This is a genomic window from Tessaracoccus sp. OH4464_COT-324, assembly GCF_003932855.1.
Taxonomy (GTDB): domain Bacteria; phylum Actinomycetota; class Actinomycetes; order Propionibacteriales; family Propionibacteriaceae; genus Arachnia.
In genome coordinates, this window is sequence record NZ_RQYZ01000004.1 from 1 (window position 1) to 24,352 (window position 24,352).

The 24,352-nt window shown below is 68.2% G+C and carries 20 protein-coding genes and 1 pseudogene; 11 read left to right on the forward strand and 10 right to left on the reverse strand.

All coding sequences use genetic code 11. The features are described from left to right. Nucleotides 1-176: 176 nt before the first annotated feature. Nucleotides 177-1,386, reverse strand: a pseudogene (locus EII42_RS13820) (IS3 family transposase). Between the two features lie 130 nt (nt 1,387-1,516). Here EII42_RS13820 and EII42_RS03565 point away from each other — a divergent pair. Both EII42_RS03565 and EII42_RS03570 read left to right on the forward strand, forming a co-directional pair. Beyond that, nucleotides 1,517-2,422, forward strand: a complete 906-nt coding sequence (locus tag EII42_RS03565; protein ID WP_125170754.1) for a DUF2268 domain-containing protein — start codon at nt 1,517-1,519, stop codon at nt 2,420-2,422. A gap of 9 nt (nt 2,423-2,431) precedes the next feature. Then, the gene (locus EII42_RS03570; RefSeq protein ID WP_125170755.1) at nt 2,432-3,211 is read left to right on the forward strand and encodes a MerR family transcriptional regulator; all 780 of its coding nucleotides are present in this window, start codon (nt 2,432-2,434) and stop codon (nt 3,209-3,211) included. A gap of 501 nt (nt 3,212-3,712) precedes the next feature. On the opposite strand, the gene EII42_RS03575 is transcribed toward EII42_RS03570, so the two are convergent. The 5 genes from EII42_RS03575 to dacB form a co-directional block, all read right to left on the reverse strand. After that, nucleotides 3,713-3,943, reverse strand: a complete 231-nt coding sequence (locus tag EII42_RS03575) for a hypothetical protein (protein ID WP_125170756.1) — start codon at nt 3,941-3,943, stop codon at nt 3,713-3,715. Nucleotides 3,944-4,014: 71 nt separating this feature from the next. Continuing rightward, entirely contained in the window at nt 4,015-4,566 is a 552-nt protein-coding gene (gene hpt / locus EII42_RS03580) for a hypoxanthine phosphoribosyltransferase (RefSeq protein WP_125170757.1), read from the reverse strand. A gap of 4 nt (nt 4,567-4,570) precedes the next feature. Then, entirely contained in the window at nt 4,571-5,485 is a 915-nt protein-coding gene (gene tilS / locus EII42_RS03585; protein WP_125170758.1) for a tRNA lysidine(34) synthetase TilS, read from the reverse strand. Next, the gene (locus EII42_RS03590) at nt 5,478-6,335 is read right to left on the reverse strand and encodes a zinc-dependent metalloprotease (protein ID WP_125170759.1); all 858 of its coding nucleotides are present in this window, start codon (nt 6,333-6,335) and stop codon (nt 5,478-5,480) included. Before EII42_RS03590 ends, tilS begins: the two co-directional genes overlap by 8 nt. Next, nucleotides 6,335-7,753, reverse strand: a complete 1,419-nt coding sequence (gene dacB, locus EII42_RS03595; protein WP_158676387.1) for a D-alanyl-D-alanine carboxypeptidase/D-alanyl-D-alanine-endopeptidase — start codon at nt 7,751-7,753, stop codon at nt 6,335-6,337. The genes EII42_RS03590 and dacB overlap by 1 nt, the downstream gene beginning before the upstream one ends. 59 nt (nt 7,754-7,812) lie before the next feature. Between dacB and EII42_RS03600 the strand changes: the two genes are divergently transcribed. Next, nucleotides 7,813-8,361: an inorganic diphosphatase gene (locus EII42_RS03600; RefSeq protein ID WP_370318092.1), complete on the forward strand. Its 549-nt coding sequence runs from the start codon at nt 7,813-7,815 to the stop codon at nt 8,359-8,361. Nucleotides 8,362-8,555: 194 nt separating this feature from the next. On the opposite strand, the gene EII42_RS03605 is transcribed toward EII42_RS03600, so the two are convergent. Together EII42_RS03605 and EII42_RS03610 are read right to left on the reverse strand one after the other, a co-directional pair. Further along, on the reverse strand, nt 8,556-8,957 hold the full coding sequence (locus EII42_RS03605) for an HsmA family protein (RefSeq protein WP_125170762.1): 402 nt from the start codon (nt 8,955-8,957) through the stop codon (nt 8,556-8,558). Between the two features lies 1 nt (nt 8,958). Next, nucleotides 8,959-9,381 carry a DUF2871 domain-containing protein gene (locus tag EII42_RS03610; RefSeq protein ID WP_125170763.1) on the reverse strand — a complete coding sequence of 141 codons (423 nt, stop codon included), beginning with the start codon at nt 9,379-9,381 and terminating at the stop codon, nt 8,959-8,961. Nucleotides 9,382-9,528: 147 nt separating this feature from the next. Between EII42_RS03610 and EII42_RS03615 the strand changes: the two genes are divergently transcribed. The 6 genes from EII42_RS03615 (at nt 9,529) to EII42_RS03640 (ending at nt 16,694) form a co-directional block, all read left to right on the forward strand. Continuing rightward, nucleotides 9,529-10,719, forward strand: coding sequence for a sensor histidine kinase (locus tag EII42_RS03615; RefSeq protein ID WP_125170764.1), 1,191 nt, complete (start codon nt 9,529-9,531; stop codon nt 10,717-10,719). Then, entirely contained in the window at nt 10,716-11,339 is a 624-nt protein-coding gene (locus EII42_RS03620) for a response regulator transcription factor (protein WP_125170765.1), read from the forward strand. The genes EII42_RS03615 and EII42_RS03620 overlap by 4 nt, the downstream gene beginning before the upstream one ends. A 103-nt stretch (nt 11,340-11,442) precedes the next feature. Then, nucleotides 11,443-12,603 carry a sensor histidine kinase gene (locus tag EII42_RS03625; RefSeq protein WP_125170766.1) on the forward strand — a complete coding sequence of 387 codons (1,161 nt, stop codon included), beginning with the start codon at nt 11,443-11,445 and terminating at the stop codon, nt 12,601-12,603. Continuing rightward, nucleotides 12,600-13,262: a response regulator transcription factor gene (locus EII42_RS03630; RefSeq protein WP_125170767.1), complete on the forward strand. Its 663-nt coding sequence runs from the start codon at nt 12,600-12,602 to the stop codon at nt 13,260-13,262. Before EII42_RS03625 ends, EII42_RS03630 begins: the two co-directional genes overlap by 4 nt. 112 nt (nt 13,263-13,374) lie before the next feature. Then, nucleotides 13,375-14,133 (forward strand): ABC transporter ATP-binding protein, encoded by a 759-nt coding sequence (locus EII42_RS03635; protein WP_125170768.1) that lies wholly within the window; start codon nt 13,375-13,377, stop codon nt 14,131-14,133. Beyond that, the gene (locus EII42_RS03640) at nt 14,133-16,694 is read left to right on the forward strand and encodes an ABC transporter permease (RefSeq protein WP_125170769.1); all 2,562 of its coding nucleotides are present in this window, start codon (nt 14,133-14,135) and stop codon (nt 16,692-16,694) included. The genes EII42_RS03635 and EII42_RS03640 overlap by 1 nt, the downstream gene beginning before the upstream one ends. Before the next feature lie 416 nt (nt 16,695-17,110). Here EII42_RS03640 and EII42_RS03645 read toward each other — a convergent pair whose 3' ends face one another. Together EII42_RS03645 and EII42_RS03655 are read right to left on the reverse strand one after the other, a co-directional pair. Then, a complete protein-coding gene (locus EII42_RS03645; protein ID WP_233558264.1) occupies nt 17,111-21,751 on the reverse strand; it encodes a beta-galactosidase in 4,641 nt (1,546 codons plus the stop codon). A gap of 128 nt (nt 21,752-21,879) precedes the next feature. After that, nucleotides 21,880-22,818 (reverse strand): NAD(P)-dependent oxidoreductase, encoded by a 939-nt coding sequence (locus EII42_RS03655; protein ID WP_125170771.1) that lies wholly within the window; start codon nt 22,816-22,818, stop codon nt 21,880-21,882. Between the two features lie 31 nt (nt 22,819-22,849). Between EII42_RS03655 and EII42_RS03660 the strand changes: the two genes are divergently transcribed. After that, nucleotides 22,850-23,809, forward strand: a complete 960-nt coding sequence (locus EII42_RS03660; RefSeq protein WP_125170772.1) for a TRM11 family methyltransferase — start codon at nt 22,850-22,852, stop codon at nt 23,807-23,809. 23 nt (nt 23,810-23,832) lie between these two features. Continuing rightward, nucleotides 23,833-24,321: a histidine phosphatase family protein gene (locus tag EII42_RS03665; protein ID WP_125170773.1), complete on the forward strand. Its 489-nt coding sequence runs from the start codon at nt 23,833-23,835 to the stop codon at nt 24,319-24,321. Nucleotides 24,322-24,352 lie beyond the last annotated feature (31 nt).

The window sequence follows — 24,352 nt, forward strand, 5'->3', positions numbered from 1 at the left end:
CGTCATCAGCGATGACGTCAGTCGTGTCAGACACGGCCATCTCCTCTCGGATCAGGCCAGACCCTCACACACCGTTTTCCTTACAGTCTCGGGTCGCGAGTCATGGCCTACTACCCGGCCTCGAACCCCTTCGCGGTTTCCCCGTATGATGAAGCGTCCTGAGTTTCGTTCTGTGGTTAGGGCGCAGCGGGTGTTGGGTTCTGGTTGTGGGTGTGGGCGGCTTCGGCTTCTGTGGGGGTGTGGTAGTCCAGGGCTTGGTGCGGGCGGGTCGTGTTCCACCGGTGGACCCAGCCCATCGTGGCCAGTTCGACGGCCTTGATGGACTCCCACACACGTTTGGAGCCGATGAGTTCGGTCTTGTAGAGCCCGTTCACCGGCTGGGGTCAAGGCGTTATGGGAGGCGCCCACGGTGCCCACTGAAGCTGTCACCCCTCGTGGTGATGAGTGCCTGCGAGTAGGCCAGGCTGACGTGCTGGGAGCCTTTGTCGCTGTGGTGGATCAGGCTTGCATGGCCGCGGCTGGCGCCCGTGCACTGTAGGGCGTGTTTGAGAGCCAGCAGCGGTAGTCTGGTGGTGTGCGGGCTTGCTGAGACGGCCCAGCCCACGATGCTGCGGGTGGTAGACGTCGGTGATGAACGCGACGTAACACAATCCCGTCAGGACACGCACGTAGGTGATGTCAGCAACCCACAGCTGGTTCGGGCGTTCAGCAGTGAACCGGCGTTCGACGAGATCGAGGCGGGTATCGGGTTGCCCGGTAGGGCGTGTGGTGCGTGGGTTGCGGCCACGGCGCACGCCCTGGAGGCCGGCGATCCTCATTAGGTGGGCGACCTGGTCACGACCGATCTGCCAGCCGGCACGCAGCATGGCGTGGTACGTCTTCCGTACCCCTGTAGACGCTGTAGTTCTCCTGGTGGATCCGTTCGATCTCAGGCAGCAGGACCTCATCTCGCACCGCCCGTGGCGAAGTGGGGCGGGTCTTGGCGGCGAGGTCACCGCGGGAGGTGATGAACCCACACGTAGTCGCACGCAGAGTACGGCAGGTTGGCTCGACCCCGAAACGGTCACGGTGTTCGTTGATGAACCGGATCATCTCGTCGTGGGGCGGTCGAGTTCCCTGGCGAAAAAAGCCGAAGCGGCCTTGAGGATCTCATTGGCCCGGCGGGCTTCGGCAAGCTCACGCTTGAGGCGCTTGTTTTGCTCCTCCAAGGACTCGGCCACAGGCGTTGGGGCCACCTCGGGGACGTATCGGTCGCACCACAACCGCAAGGCCTCCTCACCCACACCGACGCCGATCTGCGCGGCGATAAGCCCGGATCGCGCGCGAACGAGGACCTCCCTGGGCCGCTTGACGTTCAAGAACCAATCGGACCGCGCGCCCACGCAGCTCCGGGGGTGTACTTCTTGGGCATGTTCCAATTCTCCTTCAGCTGGATCAGAACCAAACCCAGGACGGTTCGCATTAATCCACGGCCGGTGTTGACTTTGACGTAACGTCAAGGTTTACCTTCGAGGGCATGACAGTTACGATGACCGATAGTGCGGCCGGAATGAGGGAGATGCTCGACGCATCTCCTGAGCAATGGCACGAGGCGGCCAGCAGGATGTGGGAGCCGGTGGCGGGGATGTACTTCTTCATCCCAGGCGGCCCGGACCTGGCGGCGGTCCATAGGCAGAACTTCGGCTTCAGTCCTGGCACACCGAAGGACGAGGTACGCAACGCCATCAAGGTACTGGAGCAGGCAGATGCGTGGGGCCGGGTCGAACGAGCCCTGACCGCCGGCCTAGATGATCTCGCCTCGGCGAATCCAGAACTGACCATGCCGGACCTCACGGTGCTGCTCGTGCTCGGGGACCCCTCGAACACGCACTTCATGGACGAGATCCGTGGCCTGTCAGCCCTTGGCGGCATCAGCGGCTACATCGCCATCACGATCTGGCCGACCGACGAGGTTCTGGATCGGCTGGAGGGAATTGCTCTGCACGAGCTGCATCACAACGTGCGCTACTCCCCAGGCGGCATCGTGTGGAACCCGCAGACCGTCGAGGTCGGTGAACACGTAGTCGCCGAAGGTCTCGCAGACCTCTTCGCCGTCGACTCAGTCGGGAGACGAGGATTCACCCACTTCGTCAGCGACCAGACCAGACTGAGCGACGAGGTCTTACGACGTGTCACCGACGGTCTAGACGTGACCGGTATGCAGAACTTCGCAGCTTGGGTGCTCGGCGACGCGAGCGCCCGGCTCTTCGGTTCGACCCCGGTCGGACTTCCTACCGGGGCTGGGTACGCGGCAGGAACACGTCTCGCCAAGGTCTATCTGGAGACCACCGGCCAGACGGCAGCCACGGCGGTGACGACACCTGCCGCTGAGATACTGGCAGTGGCACTGCCACAACTGGGACTAGCATCACCAACGCATTGACAGGAGGTCATGATCGTAGAGTGGACCGTCCAGGAACTCGCTGACCGCGCCGGCATCAGCGCCAGGACGCTGCGCCACTATCACCAGCTCGGCCTGCTGACCCCGGACCGAATCGGCGCGAATGGCTATCGCTACTACGGCCCCACCGCTGTCGCACGCCTGCAACGAGTCCTGCTGCTTCGTGAAGCGGGTCTCAGCCTGGCCGCCATCGGCGACGTGCTGGCGACAGATGCGGATCCAAACGACGAGATCGCCGCGTTAGAAGCGCACCTGACGCGTCTTGAGAATGAGCAGGAAACGCTGGGGCGGCGCATCGCCTCCGTCGAACACACCCTGGCGATGCTCCGCGAGGGACGCCAGCCGCGCATGGACATGATGCTCGAAGGGTTCAACGACCGCTACGAAGCCGAGGTCGTTGAACGGTGGGGGCGCGAGGTCTTCGAGAAGTCCAATCAGTGGTGGCACGCCAAGAGCCTCGGCCAGCAGCGCCAGTTTCAAGCGGATGCCGATCGGCTCCTGGCTCGCTGGGGGGAGCTTCACCGATCTGGCGTCACCCCGTTCAGCGACGCGGCCCAACGGCATGCAGCGGCCCACGCCGCATGGTTCGCCCAGATCCCCGGAACTCCCGGGGACGCCGGCGACACGGACAAGACTCGCGCCATGATCACCGGCATGGCCAACCTTTATGCCACCAACCCCGACTTCCACCCAGGCTTTGGCGGGGCCGAGGCCGCCGACTTTGCGGCCCAAGCGCTGCGCCACTACGCCCAGCACAACCCCCTCGCGTGAGAGCCCTTTCGGGGAAAGTGGCGCACTTCCCGGAAGGGTCATATGACCCACGCCGTTGCCACTTGGTAAGCCGTCACCGTCAGATCGTCGCGGGACTCTTCGTTGGCGAAGGCTCGCGGATCAGCGAGGTCGCGGCGCCATGCTTGGTCTCCTAGCCGGCTGCGAAGCGCTGGGCCGACGGTTACCACGCAGGCACACCCAGGCAGGACGATTTCTACCGGCCGAAGTGGTCATCACAGAAGGTCAACGCTGGCACGACGAAGCGTTGCACCTACCTTCTGCCTGCTTCGCCGAGAAGAATCAATCTAGCTGGCCTGCAAGCTCGGCATCGTCCGGTGGTCGGTCCACCTCGTCTTGACCGACGCCTTTCTCAACCGCCTCTCCACTGTCGACCACGCCACCGGAGAGCACTCAGCCGCTACGAGCAGGACAAGGCTGGCGCCATAGTTTGATAGGCAGGGCCCACGTCCGCACGTCCATTGATGGCCACCCCACCGCTACTCAGAGACCCGCGACGGCGACACCGTCCAGACAGCCTCTGCCGTGACTATCAGGGCTGCAGGATGGTCCGACGCTCGCGACGTGACCTCCGGAGCGGATTCTCACACCGGCAGCGCCGCCCACACCCTGCTCCCTCGCCAGCATGAGCAAACGGTCAGCGAGTTCCTTCTGATCAAGAATCTCCCCAGTCGCGGGGCCAATCGCCTCGTCGTCAACGACGACATCGGTCATCCCCTCACAGATCAGGCCGCGCTCTCAGCCGCCGCTATTCGGAAAACCCCGAGCTGCGGCAATGACACGCCTCAGCTGTACACCGACTGTTTGAGCGTGCCCACGTCGCGCAGGTTGCGGTACTTGTCCGCGTAGTCCAGGCCGTAGCCCACGACGAATTCGTTCGGGATATCGAAGCCCACGTACTTGACCGGCACCTCGATCTTGGCGGCGTCGGGCTTGCGGAACATCGTCATGATCTCCACGCTGGCGGGCCCGCGCGACGCGAGATAGTTCACCAGGTAGCTCAGGGTGAGGCCGGTGTCGATGATGTCCTCGACAACGATGACGTGCCGGTCTTTCAAGTCTTGGGAGAGGTCCTTCAGGATGCGCACCACGCCGCTGGACTGTGTGCCCGCGCCATAGGAGGACACCGCCATCCAATCCATCTGGACGTGACTCTTCATCGCCCGCTGCAGGTCGGCCATCACCATGACCGCACCGTTCAACACCCCCACCAGCAGAATGTCTTTGCCTGCGTAGTCGGCATCGATCTGGGCCGCCACCTCGGCCACCCGTCGCCCGATCTCGTCGGAAGTGAATAGCACTCGCTCCAGGTCTTCAGAAATGTCCCTTGCATCCACGCAATCAGCCTAGCAATTCAAGCCCGGCCCCGCTTCGGCGAACGCGCCCGCCGGGCACATCAATCGGGCCCTGGCCGCGCCACGCGCTCACCAGCCGCGCCACCTCGCTGACGTGCACCTGCGTCGGCCGGCAGCCGTTCGCGCTCAGCCAGGCCTTGATCCGGCGCTCACGCAGGGCGGGATGGCAATCGAGCCGGCTCAACGGCAGGGGCTCGCCCACCGGCGGCGGGCCCGCCAACTCGTCGAGCAGGTCGGCGTCGGCGCGGGCCAGCTGGGCGGTCCGCGCCAGGTTGGCGCGCACGTCGCGGCCGAGGGCGCGCTCGAAGTCGGCCAGCCAGCCACGCACCTGCACGCGCCGGAAGCGCTCGTCGGAGTTCATCGGGTCCTCCCACGCCTGCAACCCCCACTGCGCGACGGCAGCCAGCGTGGTGGCGCGCCGAATGCCGAGCAGCGGACGCAGGAAAACGCCCCGGCGCTCCGGGATGCCCGCCAGCGAACGCAGGCCGGACCCCCGCAACAGCCCGAGGAAAACCTGCTCGGCCTGATCGTCGAGGGTGTGGCCGAGCAGCACCGGCGAGCCGAAACTCTCCAGCGCGGCCAGCCTGGCCCGACGGGCGGCGGCCTCGACGCCGCCCGCACCCGCCACCCGCACGGGCCGCACCGTCGTCGGGATCCCGCGATCCAGCAACTGCTGCGCGACGCGGGCGGACACCTCGTCGGAGCCCGGTTGCAGGCCGTGGTCGACGATCACCGCCAACACCTCGCCGCCCTGGCGGCGCGCGCACCACTCGGCGCCGGCGGCCAGCGCCAGCGAGTCCGCTCCGCCGGAAACCCCGACGACGACCCGCCCGCCCGGCCACATCCGAGCCACGGCGCGCGACACCTGAAGCGCCGCGGCCCCCAGCTCTCGCCTAGCCATTGACCCGCCCCCACCACGCGAGCGGGTCCGCCAGCTCACTGCGGCGCGGCAGATGCCACGGGCTCGCCAGCGCGCGCAGCGGTGCTCGTTCCCCGCCGACGCCGGCCACCGCCTCGCAGAACGCCAGCCCCTGCCGGTACTGCCCGGACTTGCCGATCAGCCCGGCACGGCGGTGGCCGCGCGCGAAGGCCGCCCGCATCCGCGCGACGTCGGGGATCGGGCAGCGGTCCGCCACGAAGTCGGCGTGCCCCTCCAGGAAGGACATGGCCCCCACCAGCCGGTCGACGGTGCCCGGCTCGTCGGCTCGGACGAGGCCCGTGATGTGCCCAGCCAGCCAGTCGGCGTGCGCGAACTGCAGGGCGTGCGTGTGCTCGTGTGCCGCCACCCAGCGGCGGAAATGCTGTGGTTCGAAGCCGTGCGCCCGCTCCAGGCCCACCAGGTTCGGCGCAATCAGATAGAGCGCACGCGAACCCGTGTAGGCGTCGTACTGGCCCAGCAGCCACCGCCCGGCCACCGCCAGGCCACCGCCCAGTAGGCCGCCGAGCAACACCCGGGAGGTGCGCCGCACCGGGCCGTCGGGCCGCTGCGGCCAGCCGAGTCCGGCGAACACGCTCTCCGCGATCCCCGCCGCCGCCCGAGCCCACGTTGCGCGGTCCACGACGCGCACCGTGACCCTGGTCATCGGCAGGCCCACGGCCTCGGCCGCCAGCTCCGCGGCCTCCCGTGCCGCCAGTTTGATGCCCGCCACCGCTTCGGCGGCCTCGCGCCTCGACACCGCCGGCAGCCGCCCCCCACCCAGGTCGGCCACCCTGCCGGCCAGGCCCCAGTCGATGTCGAACGCGTAACGCATCAGCACCCGCAGCCGGTGATGACGCCCACCAGCTGGTCGGCCCACACCTTCGCGCGGTAGCCGTCCACCTGCCCGTTGGCGATGATGCCGAAGGCGACGACGGCGCCGTCGGCGGTGGTGGTGACGCCGCCCAGCGAGGTGACCTGGCTGAGCGTGCCGGTCTTGGCTCGCGCAATCCCCCTGGCCTGCACAGCGGGGCCGTCGCGGAAACGATCGTGCAGCGTGCCGGTGACTCCGGCCACCGGCAGCCCATCAAATACGTTGTTCAGCCGCGCGACGTTCACCAGCCGCGCGTTGGCGGTGGCGAGCATCCGCGCCGAGAAGCGGTTGCTCCTGGAAAGCCCCGACGCGTCGTCCAGGCGGGCCCCTTCCTCCCAGATCCCTTGGGCCACGAGGGACTCGCGGATCGCCTCCGTGGCCCCCGCGAAGGTGGTGGGTTTGCCCAGCTTTCCCGCCAGCTGGCGGCCCAGCACCTCGGTGAACGAGTTGTTGGAGCGCTGCATCGCCTGCTCGGCCAGGACGTGCACCGTCGGTGATTCGACGCGCGCCAGCTCCTGCCCGGTGGCGCGGGCCGCCGCGATCCCCTCCACCGTGACGCCCAGCTCGCCCAGCTGGGCGGCAAACACCTGGGCTGCGGCAAGCGCCGGGTCGGCCTGCCGGACTCCCCCGACCTTGCCCTCGTCGGCCCACAGCGCGCTGATCGGGCTCACCTGGTCGCGGTAGTTGCCCGGCCAGGCGTCGTTCCACGGATCGTCGGCGAAGTGGCTGGTGTCGTAGCCAAGCCGAACCGTCGTCAGGCTCCGCGCGCTCAGCTTCGCCGCCGTCGCCTCCGCCAACGCCCTCAGCGAGGCGGGCGCCGGGTAGCCGGCCACCGGCTCCGCTGTGAGCAGCGGATCACCGCCGCCAACCAGCACCACCGTGCCGTCGGGCTCGACGACGGTGCGGGTCGCGAAACGCTCCGTGCCGTCGAACGCGGTGAACAGCGCCACAATGGTGAGCGTCTTCGTGTTGGAGGCCGGGATCAGGGCCGACGTGGGGTTGCGCGACGCGAGGACCTCGCCCGAGGCAACATCCACCACCTCCCAGGCCAGCACAGCCGGGGCGCCCGCCGGGTCGGCAAGCCCGGAGGCGTCCACGGCCGCCAGCTGGCTGGCCAGGGCGTCAGGGTCCACGGCCTTCGACGGTTTCGGGGGCTGCGCCGACTGGAGGAGGTTCTTCGGCTGCTCCGACGGTGTGGGCGACGGGAAAGCGGTGGGGGCCACCGTCGAGGCGGCGGCGGGGAGATCCAGCCCCGTCGCGGCAAGCAGCGGAGCGCGAAACGCCACCCCGAGCGCAGCGACGGCGCCGAATAGGAGAGTCAGCACTCCGGCGGTCACCAATTGAGCAATTCGCGACTTCAGCGCGCTCACCTCCAACACGGTATTCTTCCTAGGAAAGACCACCGAACATCATAGGAGTCCCGGCCGTGAGCCAAGACATTCACGCCTCCCTGGAGCCCATCGAACCCGGTAAGCAGGTCCTCTTCGACGTTACCGTTGAGATCCCTAAGGGTACCAAGCACAAGTATGAGATGGACCACAACACGGGCCGCATCCGCCTGGACCGCACGCTGTTCACCTCCACGCAGTATCCCTACGACTACGGTTTCGTCGAGTGCACCCTCGGTCAGGACGGCGACCCGCTGGACGCGATGGTCATCGGCGGCGACCCGACCTTCCCCGGTTGCCTCATCGAATGCCGGGCCATCGCGATGTTCCGCATGACCGACGAGATGGGCGGCGACGACAAGGTGCTGTGCGTGCCGACGGCGGACACCCGGCGCCAGCACCTCGTCGACCTGGACTCGGTGCCCGAATACATGCTGCTGGAGATCGAGCACTTCTTCTCGGTCTACAAGGACCTGGAGCCGGGCAAGTCGGTCGAGGGCGCCACCTGGACCGGCCGGGAGGCGGCCGAGGCGGAGATCCTCGCCTCGCTGGAGCGGGCCAAAGGCACCCCGTTCGAGCACCAGCACGGCGCGCACTGAGCAACCGGCCGGGAGGGCGCGCAGCGCGGCGAGCCCTCCCGAGCATCGGCGCGGTCCCGGGCGGTGTTCGCGCGGGGCGTGCGCCGGGCCGGTGCGAGGAGCACGCCTTCTCGTCCGGCGTGTCCAGTGCAGGCGACAGCCACTCGGGGCCGAGTTCGTTGAGGACGGAGGCCCGTACCCCGCCGGTCCCTCTCCTAGTTGATCACGGCGGCGCTCATCCCGGTGAAGTACGGCACCAGCCAGACGAGCCACACGCCCAGCGAGAACCTGTGGAAGACTGCCTTCTCCCGCTCCCTCCCCCGCCACAGCACCGTCAGCGCCCAGGCGAGGTGCAGGGCCATCAGTAGCAGAGCGGCCGCACCGGTGATCGCCATCACCTCCGACAGACCCTGCGCCACCGCTGAGGTGCCGAGCGTCTCCGCCCCAGACCGGGCGATGTCGCTCATGATCCAGGTGCCGGTGGCGTCAAAGAGGAGACCCACGGCGAAGGCCGCAGCATGCCACCACCGCAGCACACGGCCGCGATGCTCCGCCAACACCCCGACGGTGTAGCTCGCCAACGCGAGCGAGATCAGCACGATGGACAGCGCCAGCATCTCACGCCTCCTGCCGGGCCAGCCGAAGCTTGATCGGCGCGGACAGACTGACCATCAGCGCCGCGATCGCCACGGTGAGCAGGATGTGCCCAATGCCCGCGAGACCCGCGATCATCGCGTTTCCGGTGCCGCCCCGAAGTTGGATGATCCCGTGCCAGATCATCACGCCTGCGGTGATGACCAGGCCCGAGCTGTAGGTCCAGAAGAACACCCGAAACGAGCGCGACCCGCTCACCCCGAGCGCGGCGTCGAGCACCAGCACCACCAGCATCACGATCATGCCCAGCGTCAGGAGGTGAGTATGGGTAGTGGACAGCTGGTTTCGCCCGACGTCCGCCATGCCGTGGGTCAAGGCGCGATAGAACAGGCCCGAGGTCAGGCCCAGCGCGGCGTAGGCAATTGCCGCGTACCAGAGTCGTTTCATGGGTTCTCCTTCTGCGTTGCGTCAACTCTCCCGCGTCAGGCCGTTTCGGTCATCGGGCTCCCGGGCGAATCCGGGCCGCCGTTGAGTCGGTTTCTCGATCATCCTTTTGGCTGATGTGCACCCCCAACCGAGACCTAGACTGGGGGCATGCGAGGCTTGGCTGGCGCGACAAGGTGGCTGCTGCTCGGCCTCGACATGCTGTTCCTGCTGCTCATCGCCGTGACCGCGATCACCAGCGCAGCGGCAAGCCACGGCGCGTGGCCGGTGGCCCTGTGCGGCGGCGGCTTCCTCGCGCTGTACGCCGTCGGCCGGTTCCAGCTGGCCCCTCAGCCCCGCCCCCTGGATTCCGGCCGTGCGCGGCTGTGGCCCGACGGGGTGTGGCTGGGCGCGCTCACCGCCTGCTGGGTGTGGCTCCTGACCCTCACCGGCCAGGCGTTGTGGCTCGCTTTTCCGCTGATGCTGCTCGCGCTGCACACGCTGGGCCCCCGGTGGGGGGTGACTGCGGTAGCTGCGCTCAGCATGCTGGCCGTCGCGCCGCAGCTTTCGCGCATCGGAAGTTGGGCGGACCTGGCACCCGTGCTAGGGCCGCTGATCGGGGCGGCAGTGGCGGTCGGCGTCGTGCTCGGCCTAGAGGCGCTGGCACGGGAAGCCCACGAGAAACAGCAGCTGATAAACGAGTTGAGTGCGGCCCACGACTACCTGGCCGAGGCCGAGCGGGAGCGCGCGGTGCTGGGCGAGCGGGAGCGGCTCGCCCGCGAGATTCACGACACGCTCGCCCAAGGCTTCTCCGGGATCGAGCTGCTGCTGCGCGCGGCCCGCGCCCAGCTGCCCGACAGCCCAGCAGCCCAGCTGATCGACACCGCGGCCGAAACCGCGCGCGACAACCTCACCGAGGCTCGCCGCTTCGTGCGGGCGCTGGCGCCGGCGGAGCTTGACGGCGACACGCTCGTCGCGGCGCTTCGCCGGGAGGCTGAGCGGGTGCGGCTACGCGCGCCCCAGCTCGACGTTTCCTTCGAGGTGCTGGGCGAGCCGACAGCGCTGCCGATGCCGGTCGAAGCAGCGCTGCTGCGCATCGCGCAGTCCGCGCTGGGCAACGTGGTGCAGCACGCCGCAGCCACGTCGGCCCGGTTGGTCCTGGACTTTGCCGAGGCCGAGATCCGCCTCAGCATCGCCGACGACGGCGCGGGTTTCGTCGAAGGGGCGCGCTCCCCAGGTGGCGGTTTCGGCATCCCGGGAATGCGCTCCCGGGTGCGGGAACTCTGCGGCACCCTCACCGTAGTCTCCGTTCCCGGTGAGGGCACCACCGTGCAGGTGACGATCCCCAAGGAGCAAGAATGATCGAAGTGGTGATAGCCGACGACCACCCGGTGGTCCGCGCAGGGCTGCGGGCGCTCGTCGAGGCGCAGCCCGACATGACGGTGGTTCGCGACTTTGACCGGGCCGAGGCGCTCGTCGACTTCGTGATTTCCGGCGGGCAGGCGTCGGTGCTGCTGCTCGATCTCCGCTTCGGGGCCGGGCTCTCGGGAGCCGAGGCTACGCGAGCCATCGTCGCGGGCGGCGGGCCACCGGTGCTGATCCTCACCACCTACGACACCGACGGGGACATCTTGTCGGCCATCGAGGCTGGCGCCACCGGCTACCTGCTGAAGGACTCCCCCACCGAGGAGCTGACCGCTGCGATCCGCGCGGCGGCCGCGGGCGAGGTGACGCTCGGGCCGAGCGTGCAACGTCGGCTACTCGGCCGGATGCGCGCCCCGATGCTGGCACTCAGCGCACGCGAGTTGGAGGTGCTGCAGCTGGTGGCGGACGGAGCATCCAACGACGCCATCGCGGCCCGGCTCGTGCTGAGCCGCGCCACCGTGAAGACCCACCTGACGCACATCTACGAGAAGTTGGGCGTGGGTTCACGAACCGAGGCGGTCGCAGTGGCCAGAAGGCGAGGCGTGCTCGCGCCCTGACCCTCGACCGCGCACTCCGGGGCTTGCCCTACGACGCAGGTGGGATGGCGAATCAGCCCGGGGAAGGACGTCGGCACCTGCCCGGGACGCCTAGGCTGATGCCATGCTCGGTAAGTACAGACCGGTAGACGCCTTGCTGGCTATCGTGGCGAGTGCGTTGTTTCCCCTGCTCCTCCTGTTGACCGGAGACAGCGGGGCGTCGTACTCCCCGTTGGCCGTGGCGTTTACGCTGCTGATCCCCCTGCCGCTGGCGGCGCGGCGAACCCACCCGGGGCTGTCAATGTTTGCCATGTTCAGCCTGTTCGCGCTGCAAGCGTTGCTGTACTCCCGTCCACTGCTGGTTGATGTGTTGGCCCTGCCGTCGATCTACAGCGCGGCCGCCCACGGCTCTCGCCAGGTGCGTTTTCTCGCCGGGCTGGCGGGATTCGTCGGCTGCATCGGATTCACGGCACTACTCAGGCCAAACGACACGCGCCAGCTGCTGGGCATCATGGCGGTCGCCCTGCCCGTGGTGCTGCTGGCGTGGGCGCTCGGCTGGGCCAAAGCCAGCTGGCTGAACGCGCAGCGCGCCACCCAGCACAGGCAGCAGGCGGAGGAGCTGGCCCGCGCGCAGGACGCTGAACTTGCGGTCGCCGCCGAGCGTTCCCGGATCGCCCGGGAGATGCACGACATCGTCGCCCACTCGCTGGCGGTCATCATCGCCCAGGCAGACGGCGGGCGCTACGCCGCGCAGGCGGACCCGGCCAAGGCCGCCGCCACGTTGGAGACGATCTCGGATCTGGGCCGGGGAGCGCTCGCGGACATCCGCCGGATCTTGGGCGTGCTGCGCTCCGACGACGTGTCCGCCCCGCTGGTGCAACCACAACCCACGGGCGAGGATCTGGCGGAGATCATCAACCGGGTCAGGGCCACGGGTGTGGAGGTGGCGTTTACGACGATGGGAGCCCCGCGCGCGCTCCTACCCGGGATGGGGCTTACTCTGCAGCGGGTATGTCAGGAGGCGCTGACCAACTCCTTGAAGCACGCTGGCGTCGGCGCGCGGATGGCCGTGATGCTCAAGTGGGAACCCGAGCGGGTGGTGCTGCAGGTTGATGACGACGGTCGCGGCGCCGCCGCGCTCAGCGACGGCCGGGGAGGCGGTATCGTCGGTATGCGCGAGCGCGCGCAGCTGTTCGGCGGCACCCTGTCGGCCGCGCCTCGGCCCACGGGCGGCTACCGGGTCTCGCTGACGCTGCCGCTCACCGCAGACCAACCGGAGGAATGATGATTCGAGTCGCCCTCGTCGACGACCAACAACTGGTTCGTGCTGGCTTCGCGATGGTGATCGACTCCCAGCCCGACCTTCGGGTGGTGGTGCAGGCCGGAGACGGGGAGGAAGCCGTTGATCGAGTAGCTACAGCCGACGTTGACGTCGTCCTGATGGATGTGCGCATGCCGAAGCTGGACGGCATCTCCGCCACCAGCGCGATCACCGCCCGCGAACACCCGCCCAAGGTCATCATCCTCACCACCTTCGACCTCGACGAATACGTGCTGCGCGCGATCAAGGCCGGGGCCTCGGGCTTCCTCTTAAAGGATGCCCCACCCGAGTCGATGCTTCAGGCCATCCGCACGGTGCACTCCGGTGAGGCCGTCATCGCGCCTTCCGCCACCAAGCGGCTCTTCGACCACCTGATGACCACGCTGCCCGACACGCAACGCGCCCGCCCGGAGCAGTTGAACTGCCTCACCGACCGGGAGCGGGAGGTGCTGCAGCTCATCGCGCGCGGCCTGAGCAACACCGAGATCGCGCAGTCCCTCGTCGTGGCCGAAGCGACGGTGAAGACCCACGTCGGACGCATCCTGATGAAACTTGGCGCGCGCGACCGGGTGCAGGCGGTCGTCATCGCCTACGAGACCGGGCTCGTGGCCCCTGGGCAGTAGTCGCGCGTACTACCCGGGGATGAGGCGGGAACCATCCCACAGCCAGACGCCTCGGGCGGTGCTGCGGCACTAGCGTCGGTGTCATGTTCACCCCCACCGAAAGGCAACTGGCATGACCACCCCACCCGACATGAGTTCCTACGCCGCAGCCGCCGTCGATTTGACGAAGGTGTACGGCAGCGGTGCCGCCACCGTGCATGCCCTGGCCGGAGTCGATGTTCGCCTGGCCAAGGGCGAGTTCACGGCCATCATGGGACCATCCGGCTCGGGCAAGTCCACGCTCATGCACCTGCTGGCCGGCCTGGATCGTCCGACGGCGGGCGACGTCTACCTGGCCGGGTCCTGGCTGGGCAAGCTCAGTGATAAGCAGGCCACCTTGCTGCGCCGCGAGCGCGTCGGCTTCATCTTCCAGAACTTCAACCTGCTGCCCATGTACACCGCGAAGCAGAACATTCTGCTGCCGCTCGACCTAGCGGGCCGGAAGCCCGACCCGGAGTGGTTCGACCAGCTAATCCAGCTGCTCGGCCTCGACGATCGGCTCACCCACCTGCCATCCGAGCTCTCCGGCGGCCAGCAGCAGCGGGTGGCGATCGCCCGCGCGCTCATCACCCGCCCCGACGTGATCTTCGCCGACGAGCCCACGGGCAACCTGGACTCGCGCTCGGGCGGTCAGGTGCTGTCCTTTCTGCGCACCTGCGTGCGCGAGCTGAGCCAGACGGTGATCATGGTGACCCACGACGCCGTCGCCGCCTCGCACGCGAGCCGGGTGCTGCTCATCGCCGACGGCCTGCTGGCCGGCGAGATCACCGATCCGACGCCTGAGGCCGTCAACCGCAGCCTCGACCTGCTGCGCACGGAGGAGGTGGCCTGATGCGGCGGTTCGCTTTCGCGCAGTTGCGCTCCTCCTGGTCACGCTACGTCGCTGCGGGCATCGCGATCATCCTGGGGACGGCCTTCCTTGCCGCCGCTCTGCTGACGAGCGATGTGTTCCGCGCAACGGCCTACACCACCGCCTCCAGCGACCTGAAGGGCGCTGGGGTACTGGTCGGGCCGGCGGATCACGAGCGCCACAAGGCGTACGCGGAGGAGGCCGAGAAGATCGGCCAGATTCCCGGGGTCCGGGCGGTGGAGCCTCAGGGCGCCGCTGACCTTCGGATCAATCGCTCGGGCAGCAACTTCTTTCTCACGGTTTCCCCCCTGACTGATGCCGGCACCCGCCCCAAGCTGGATTCGGGGGAATACCCCAGCGGCCCCGGGCAGGTGGCCCTGGAACGGAACATGGCCGAGGCGCTGGGCGCCAAGCCGGGTGATTCGGTATCGGCCAGGATCTTCGACTATTCACCACAGAATGATTCGGCTCCCGATGAAGAAGGCTACACGCTGAAAGAACACTCGATCGACTTCCTCGTCACCGGCGTTTACTTCGAGCCGAAACTTGTGTTCACTGGTACATCGGCCTACGCCACTGCAGCGCAGACTGACCTATGGGCCAAACTCAGCTCCAACGAGGATGAGGCCGAGGACCTGCTCGTCTTCCTGAACGATGGCGCAAACGCCGACGAGGTGGCCGCAGAGATCGGGAAAGTCACGCGGGGCCTCGCCGAGGCACGAACCTCCGACGAGGTTGTGGCAGACCGCGTGGAGGAGTTGCTGGACAGCTCCAGCTTCTTCACGCTGTTCGGGCTGAGTTTCGCGGCGGTGGCCATCATCGTCGCGGGAATGGTGATCGCCAACACCTTCGAGGTGCTGGTGGCTCAGCGTACGAAGCTGCTGGCGCAGCTGCGCTGCAGCGGCGCCACCCGGGGGCAGATCGGCGGCTCGGTCCTGCTGGAAGCGGCCGTGTTCGGGCTGCTCAGCGCGGGCCTCGGCACTCTGGGCGGCATCGGTTTCGGGCTGGGCGCATCCTGGGTGGTGAGCAGGCTGGATCTGGGCTTCGAAGCCGTGGGCATCGCCGACGTGGCCTGGCCGGTGTTCGTGGTTCCGGTGATCGTCGGCGCGGTGGTCACGGTGCTGGCCGCGCTGCGACCGGCCCTGTCCGCCACCGGGGTGAGCCCGGTGGAGGCGCTACGCCCGTCCACCGTCGGCCTCGGCCGCGGCGGCAGCAAGGGCCGTGCTGTTGTCGGCTCCCTGACGTTGCTGCTGGGTGCAGTGCTGCTGCTGGCGCCAGCGGTGACAGTGCTGGTCCTCGCGTCCTCCAACAAGGACGATCTCGACATGATGGTCGGCCTGGCTCTGACAGCGTCCGTGCTGGGTGGGCTCATTCTGGTGGGCGGCTTCCTCGTCTCGGCGGTGTTTCTGGTCCCCCCGACGGTTCGCGCGCTGGGCGGATTCGCGGCTCGGCTGCTGCCCAAGAATCGGGCCGCCACGGTGCGTCTGGCCACGGCGAACGCCGCCCGCAACCCGCGGCGCACCTCTGCGACGGCTTCCGCAGTCGTGCTGGGTGTCGGGCTGGTGACGATGATGGCGACGGGGGCCGCCACGGCTCAGGCCACCGCCGCCAAGTCGCTGGACTCCCTGATCCCCGCCGATGTGTTCGTGAGTTCTCCCGACGGGCCGCTCACCAAATCGCAGCTGGACGCACTGCACAAGGTGGAGGGAGTCGAGGCTTTCGCCCACGCGTGGTTCGCTCAGTCAACCGGCCACGATCTGCGAATATTGATCGCCGACTTCGACCAGTTGCGCACGGCGGTCAATCCGCCGATCACGGCCCCTAAGCCCGACCATATCCGGTTGCTTGACGGTTCCCTGTCAAACAGCCTGCGCACGGGAAAGATGGAGATTCGGTTCTCCGACGGCACTCTGGCGTCCTACTCGACCGAGATTCGACCCGATTCCGAGTTCAAGTCGTTCCTCGACAAGTCGAGCGTGCCGAAGGATACGGATCTCGGCTCCCCGCACCTGTTCGTCGCGAAAGTGCAGGACGTGAAGACGGTGCGGAAGATCCAGGAGGCGGTGTCGAAAGCCGACGGAGGCGCCTTCGCCGAGATCCAGGCCCCGATCGAGCAGCGCGCGATGCTCGATCAGGTCATCAACGCGCTGTTGTCCATCCTGCTGGGCCTGCTCGGGGTGGCTGTGGTGATCGCGCTGGTCGGCGTGGCCAACACGCTGTCTCTGTCGGTGATCGAGCGACGTCGTGAGCTGGGCACGCTACGGGCCGTGGGTGTCACCCGGGGACAGGTGCGCAGCTTGCTCACCGTGGAGGGGGTCCTCATCTCCCTCACTGGCGCGGTGATCGGCATCGCGCTGGGGCTGTTGTGCGGCTTCGCGGGAACGGCGGTACTGCTGGGCATGGCCAACTACGCGTTCGCCGTACATTGGTCGGTGACGCTGGGCGCGATCGGGGTTGCCCTGCTGGCGGGCTTCGTCGCGTCTGTGTTCCCGGCCAGGAGTGCGTTGAGGGTGCCGGTGGTGGCTGCGCTCGCCACGGAGTGAGCCAGGAAGTTGCGGGGAGGGGCGCCAGAGTCGCGTCCCTCCCCTTTTCCTTCTTCTTCCGGTCCCCCGCGGCGGCCTCGCCGCGGGGGCGTCTTCGCCGGGTGGCGTCTAACCGGGCCCTGATCCGGGCGTGCCCGGCTGGCGCTATTGGAGGACGGCCGCCCCGGGATCGGCAAGATGCGCCCGGGGCGATCACCTTCACGTACTGGGCCTACTGGTTGATGGGGTTCGAGGCGCGTTCTCACCCGTTCTGGTGTGCCGTTCGGCGGTGTTTCAGGGCAGGTCCCGGCCAGAGCATGACCCTTCGCCCGGCGGAGTCGTGTCCCCGTCATCCACTGGTCTTCGTCCGCCCCCACACAGCACTCAGGCGGTGGGCTTGATCACAAAGCCCACCGCCTGAACAGCCTTTCGCCGGCTCAGCGGCCCGTCTTGGGCAACCCCGGCCGCTTCGGCGTCGGCTTCACCGACGGAACTGGCGCGGGCTTCGGCTCGCTGGGCCTGGGCTCACTTGGCCTGGGCTCACTTGGCCTGGGCTCACTGGGCTTCGGCTCACTTGGCCTGGGCTCACTCGGCTTCGGCTCACTCGGCTTCGGCTCACTCGGCTTCGGCTCACTGGGCCTGGGCTCGCTCGGCTTCGGCTCACTGGGCCTGGGCTCGCTCGGGTCGGCGGCCACGACGGTCAGCTCACCCAGATCGGCCTCCGCCACCAGCTGACCACGCACGAGAGCGCTGGCCCGCACCCGGTAGCGGCCCGCGACGGCGTAGGTGTGGCTCAGCTCCTCGGAATCGATCGCCTGCGGGGTTCGGCCCAGGGCCGCCGAGTCGCCCCAATCGACCCGGAACCGCACGTCGGCCTCGTCAGCGTCAACGCCCCGCAGCGTGAGCCGAACGCTCACCTTCTCCCCCACCTTCACGCTCCGGCCCTTCAGTTCGGGGGAGGCGCTCAGCGTGGGCGTCGGAGCGGGCGAACCCTCGCCCACCTCGACGGTGCCCAGCTGCGTCGAAGCCAGCAGCTGGCCGGAGACTGCGTCGCGCGCCTCCGCCACCACGTCGAAACGACCCTTACCCGGGTAGATGTGCTTCAGATCGGCCACCGCCGCGCCAGCCTCGCCCCAGTTGACGGTGAGCTTCACCCGCTCGCCCGCCGCCAAGTTCAGCTCGGCGAGCGAGACGTCAGCCGAAACCTCCGCGCCGGGCTGCACCTTCGTCGCGGACAGGCTGCCGGTCAGCTTCCGCTCCGGGTAGGCCGGGGCGTCGAGTTGCTTCGCGATCACCGAGCCCGTGGTGGCAGCGGTCGGCACGACACGCACAGCTTCCGGGCCCATCCCCGGTTCCTTGGCCGCCACCGCCAGGGTCAGGCGGTTCTTGCCGCGCAAATTCAAGAACTGCGTCGGGATGGTGAAGTTCGTCTGCGGGCCGATGTCGCCGATGTAGACGCCCGTATTCCATCCGTTGACAAAGATCGTCACCTGCGAGCCGTCGCGGCCGATGCCGCCGCGCGGGGTGATCTGCACCTGGTAGGCCTGGTCCTGGCCCTCCGGCACCGCCAACTCGAAGTCGGTGGCGTACCAGTTGACGCCAGCCGCCTCCGCAGCAAAGCCCGTTGCTGGAGCCCAGTCGGAGATCGGATACTCGGGCAGGTACCAGCCGGCGCGCTCGCCGTAGAGGCCGCCGGAGTTGTACATGCCGCGTTCCTTGTCGGCCGGGCTCGTCTTGCCCTGAGCGCCCTGGATCCGCCACACCACGTCACCGCGGGCGCTCAGCCGCGCGTCATACAGGCCCCGGTTCTGCCGGGACAGCCCGTCGTCCGACCAGTCGAGATTCTGGCCCAGGTTGTGCACCAGCACCGCCAGCTCAACCTGCTCCCCGGCCGCCACCGGGAGCTGCATCGGCACCGGACGCCCCTTGGCGGCGAAGGAGCCAACATATTTGCCGTTCGCCCACACCTGCCCGAAAGCCGGGTCCTTGCCGTGGCCGGGCACCCCGGAGCCACCGTTGCCGGTCAGCACGATGGTGTTGCTCTCAGCGACGTAGGAGGCCCGGTACCAGACATCGCCCTCATAGAAGCCGTAGTGGTTCGAGTCGAGCACCACACCGGCCGACGGACCCGGGCCCTGGCGGTGATTCTCCGCGCTCTTCGAGTCGGCCACGCGCCAGCCACTGACGTCGAAGCCCGGCATCGCCTCCGGGGCCCCGACGGTGGTGCGCCAGGACAGTTCGGGCGCGGTTTGCGCCACCGGGCCTGGCACCGCGCCCGTGGTCCCGACGCCGTTCCAGGTCCACTCCGCGAGGCGTGAGAGCACCTTGAGGTTGCCGGGCGCGGACATCGACCCGGTCAGGTGCAGCTTGCCATCGGCTACCCGGGCACCCCGCACCAGGGTGGCGCCCTCGACGCTGACCACGTCGCCGTCGGCGTCGGTCTGCCAGACGTTGGCGGCGTAGCCGCGGCTGATCGCGCGGAACGTGGTGCGCTGCCCGCCCACGTTCACCGTGATGTCCTGCGGCTCGGCGCCGGTGGTCCAGCCGATGAGCAGCTGGTCCTTGGCCGCGTTCCAGCGGTGTCTGACCCCCGACGGCAGCTCCAGCCGCGTCTCGCTCTCCTTGGCGTAGAGCACGATCTCCGCCGGGTCGCCCTCCACGCCCATCAGGTACTGCACGAGGCCGTCGGAGACGGGCTGCGGCTCGCCGAAGAGCTGGGCGGTGGTGTACCCCACCCGCTGCTTGCCCACGGGGAAGTTTGCGGCCAGGGCTAGTGCGTCGCGGCCGTGCAGGCGCAGCTTGGTGTCCTCAAACTGTGGCACGCGTCCCCAGCCGGTGCGTCCCCCGCCAGCGTTCGGCAGCGAAGCCGCGGTCGGGTACACGCGCACCGCGTCGAGCGAGACGTAGGAGCCGCTGGAACCCGGGAACCGCTCCCCCGTGACGACAACCCGCACCTTATGCTGGCCGGGAGACAGATCGTGCTTGCTGAACACCACCTGCTGCGGAGTGGCGGAACCCGTCACCCGCTCCTCGGTCCGGCCGACCGGCGCATCAGAGTCGTCGATGTAGACCTCTGCCGGGCCGTGGTTGCCGGAGAAGGGACCGATCAGGTCGAAACCGACGCCGTCGAAAGTGAACTCGTAGGAGTCACCCCGGTTGGGGCTGTAAGTCTCGTCCCCGCCGATATCACCGCGGGTCCAGCTCTGGCCCTGGCCAACCTGCCAGCTGCCCTTGAATGTCACGAAGCCGCTCGTGTCATTGTGCACCTGCGGCGCGTCCGGGTTCGGGGCGCCGACCACCTCGAAGGCGTCCACGGAGATGCGGGTCCCCGTGCCACCTTCCGCGGCCTCACCTAGGGCTCGGACCGTGATGGTGTGCTGGCCGGGCGTCAGCCCGGAGCGCTGGAACAGCACCTGCTGGGCGGGCTTGTTCTGGTCGGAGTCGACGTGGCCCGTCACCACCTCAGGGGTGCCCTCATCCACCCGCACCTCGGCCTTGCCGAAATCGGTGCCCGTCGCGGACAGGTAGCGGATGCCGGTGCCGGTAAAAGTGAAAGTGGCGGTGGCGCCCGCCGCCGAGGCCAGCTTCAGCGTGCCCTCCGCGGCCGTGGAGTCCTCGGCCTCCTCCCAGTCGCCGGCGTAGTCGATACCTGCGGCGCGGTCGTCCACCAGCAGGTTCACCGTGGCGGGCGGCTCCCCGTCAAGCCACAGCGAGGAGGTAAAAGTGGTGTCCTGGGTGGCGTTGCTGTCCGCCAACCGGTAGGCGACGAACCGCGGCGCACTGGCCGAGTCGCCGTCGGCCGCGAGCCGCATGTACGATTTGACGTTCCCGCCGACGACGTCCGCCACCGGCGGGGCCGCGACCGGATCCATCGCGGCCAGCGAGGGCAGCGCCTTGTGGAAATAGCCCGCCTCCTTCTGCGCGGCCAGCTTCGGCGTGATGGTGCGGGCCTCGTTGAGCGCCGCGCCGTAGTCGTAGCTGGTGAAACCCGACGCGGGCGCACCCGTCCAGCCCCAGTTCGTGCCGCCGTGGGTCATGTAGTAGCTGAACGCGGTGACGCCGTTGGCCATCCCCATGACGCTCCACTGCCGGGTGAACGCCTCATCGGCGAACACTGCGCACTGCTCGGTGTTGAAGTTGGCGCCCCACGGTGTGAAGGCCCCGCCCTGGGTCTCCGCGATGAAGTGCGGCGAATTGGCGGCAAAACCACGGAACGCGCGCTCGTTGTCGGGCAGCTGTCCCCGCCCCGCACCGCAGTTGAAGTGCAGCGGGTAGATATCGGAGGCATAGAAGTCGGTGCCGTAGCGCTCCGTGTCCTTGAATCGGCCGCCGTAGCCCCAGTCGTTGTGGAAGAGCGGCACGTTGATCCCGTCGGCCTTGACGCTCTTCACCAGCTCGGCAAGGAAGTCGCCGTAGCGCTTCGCGTCGTTCGGCAGCTCGTTCTCCACCTGGTAGAGGAAGATCGATCCACCCCCGTCGGTGAGTTGGTGTTTGCTCGCGATCTTGTTGAACTCGCTGAGCCACCGTTTGGAGGCCTCCACCACCTGCGGGTGCTCCAGCGTGCGCAGCGAACCGCCCCCCACATTGGACATGTAGGCGGGCAGTCCACCCATCGACACCTCGGCGTTGATGTACGGGCCGGGGCGAGCGATGACGTAGAGCCCTTCCTCCTCGCAGATGCGCAGCAGCAAATCGATGTCGCGGATGCCGGTGAAATCGAACGGGCCGTTCTCCTCACTCTGGTGCAGCCCCCAGAAGAAGTACAGTGACACGGCGTTGAAACCGGCACCCTTGATCTTCTGCAGTACGTCGCGCCAAGCCTCGGGGGATGGGAGCCGCCAGTAGTGGAACTCGCCCGAGTAGACGTTGATTCGTTCCCCATCAATCTTGAAGCTGTACTTGTCGAATTCGATGCGATGCTGTTTCCCGTCTGCAAGCGAGGCTCGCGCGGGCAGGGGAAGCGGCGCGGCATCGGCCGCGACCGGCCCAACCACCGCCATCCCGGTCAGGGCAAGCGCTGTGGTCATCGTGGTCGCTACGGCGCGACGCCACCCGCCTGCCAAGGAGACCTTGGACATCTTCGTCCTTCCGTTTATCCAACTTGAGCTCTGCACACGATGGTGCAAGGTATGTCGTACACGCTTCGCGCGGCTGCGTGAAGCTTTTGGCCCAAGATGATTGATGAGACTGAGCGTTTACGTTGCGCTCAGCGCACGACGTTGCGCAGCGGCCTCCCCTCGGCCAGGGCGCGCACCTGCTCGCTGATCAGCCGGGCAGCTCCGATCGGTCGGCCCCCCGCCGAGTGGGGCGAGACGAGCAGCCCCGGCGCCCGCCACAGCGGGGAGTCCGCGGGCAACGGCTCCTGCCGGAACACGTCGAGCGCGGCACCGGCCAGCCTTCCCGCCTCCAGCGCCGCCACCAGCGCGTCCTCGTCCACCGTCCGGCCGCGGCCCACATTGACGAGGTAGGCGTGCTCGGGCAGCTGCGCCAACCTCCGCGCGTCGAGCGCCCCGGTGGTCTCGGGGGTATCCGGCAGGATCATGACCAACAGATCAGTGTCGGCAAGCGCCGCGTCCAACCCGTCGGGGCCGAGCACCTCGAACCCGCCACGCTCGCCCGCCGAGCGCGCCGCACCCCGCACGCGCGCGCCGAACGCGCTCAGTAGCCGCGCGAGCGCGCAGCCGATCGACCCGAAGCCCCAGATCAACACCCGGGCCTCCAGCAGCGTGGTAATCGGCTTTGTGTGCAGCTCCTGCCGCCCGCTCATCTCCCACAGCCACTGACCCGACCGTTGCGCCGCCACCAGCTGCGGCACCTTGCGCAGCAGCGCCAGGATCAGGGCCATCGCGTGCTCCGCCACCGGGCCGTCGTGCAGGCCGACGCCGTTGGCGAGCACCACGTCGTCGGCGAAGCCGGCGCCCAGCAGCGCATCGGCGCCCGCCATCACCGTCTGCGCCAGCCGCAGCCCGCGAAGCTGCTCGGCCGCCCCCGCAAGCTGGGCGCGACCGTTGCCCCACACCACGAGCACCTCCGCATCCCGATGCTCCTCAGGGATGTCCGCCCGCACGTCGTAGCAGACCACCTCACCCGCCACATCCAGCTCGGCGGGCAGCGTGGGCAGGGTGTTCGGTACCAGGATCTTCATGCCCCCAGCCTAGGGGCGGTAGCGTTTGACCATGCCCGATTACCTGATGCTGCTTTCCCCATCCGCCAACCGGGTCTACGCCGGCACGGCCCCCGAGCTGGCGGCGGCCGAGCTCGGTGCCTGCTGGGCCGCCGCCCGGGATGTGATCCCGAAACGGCTCGCGGGCGTCGACTACCTCTCCTTCAGCGCCGAACCGGCCGCGCTGCCCATCCTCGCCCGCCAGTCCGCCTGCTTCGCGCTGTTCGAGGCTGAGGAGGACCTGCTGCGCCCCGTGCCACTGCCCGACGTCTACAAGCTCGACGACGACCTCGTCACCATCCCCAAATACCAGGGGAAAACCAACGAGCAGTTCACCCAGCTGCTGCTCAACGTCACCCTGGCCGCCGTCACCCGCGCGCCCGACGGGCCGCGCCAAATACTGGATCCCCTCGCCGGGCGCGGCACCACGATCTCGACGGCGCTGCGGCTCGGCCACGACGGCTACGGCATCGAGCTCGACGAGAAAGCGTTCGAGGCGATGGCGTCATTCTACAAGACCTACCTGCGACGCAAGCGGATCAAACACAGCGCCGAGATCTCGCCAGTTCGCCGAAACGGGCGCGCCGTCGGACGCCGATTCGACGTCGAGGTCCCCGGCAACAAGGCGAGCGTGTTCACCGGCGACGCCCGCCAGTCGGCGGAGCTGTTCGGGAAGAAACGCTTCGACGCGATCGTCACCGACGCGCCCTACGGCGTAGCGCATGGCTCGTTGGCGAGCAGCGGCAAGGACCGCTCGCCGCGGCAGCTGTTGTCCGAGGCGATCCCGATCTGGGCAAATCAGCTGAAACGCGGCGGTGCCCTCGGCATTTCGTGGAATACTTTTGGTGTCACGCGTGAGGATCTGGCAGGCATCGTCGCAAAGGCAGGCCTTGAGCCTCTTGAATGGGGGTTTGCCCACCGAGTCGATTCCGCGATCAAGCGCGACATAGTCGTCGCCCACAAACCACTATGACGCTCCAATGAGGTGAGCCTCCGATGAGAATTGTTTTTCTCCGCCACGCCCAGGCAACGAGCCATCATCCCGGCGGCGACTTCACGCGCCCCCTCACCGCCCGCGGCCGCAGACAGGCAGCCTCCGCAGGCAGGGCGCTAGCTGAACTGGGGCTGGAGCACGCCTTCGTCTCAGGCGCCACCCGCACGCGGCAAACCTTCGCCGGACTCGGCCTCGACATCCCGGCCACCTACACCGACGACCTGTACTCCGCCTACGACGATGAGATCTTCGACGTTTTGAACAGCGCCGACGGCGTCTCCGCCCGGGCGGTGCTCGTCGTCGGGCATGCACCCAGCATTCACAGCTGCTCGATCGCCTTCGCGCGGGCGGCCGCCGACGACGAGGCTTTCGACGCGCTGACCAGGCGTTTCCCCACGGGCACCTTTGCCGCCTTCGACATCGCCGAGGAACTCGGGAACATCGATGCCAACCCCACCGGCTGCCGGGTGGTTACCTACAGCTTCGGCTAACTCCTGTTTCGCAAGCGCCGATAGGTGGGGC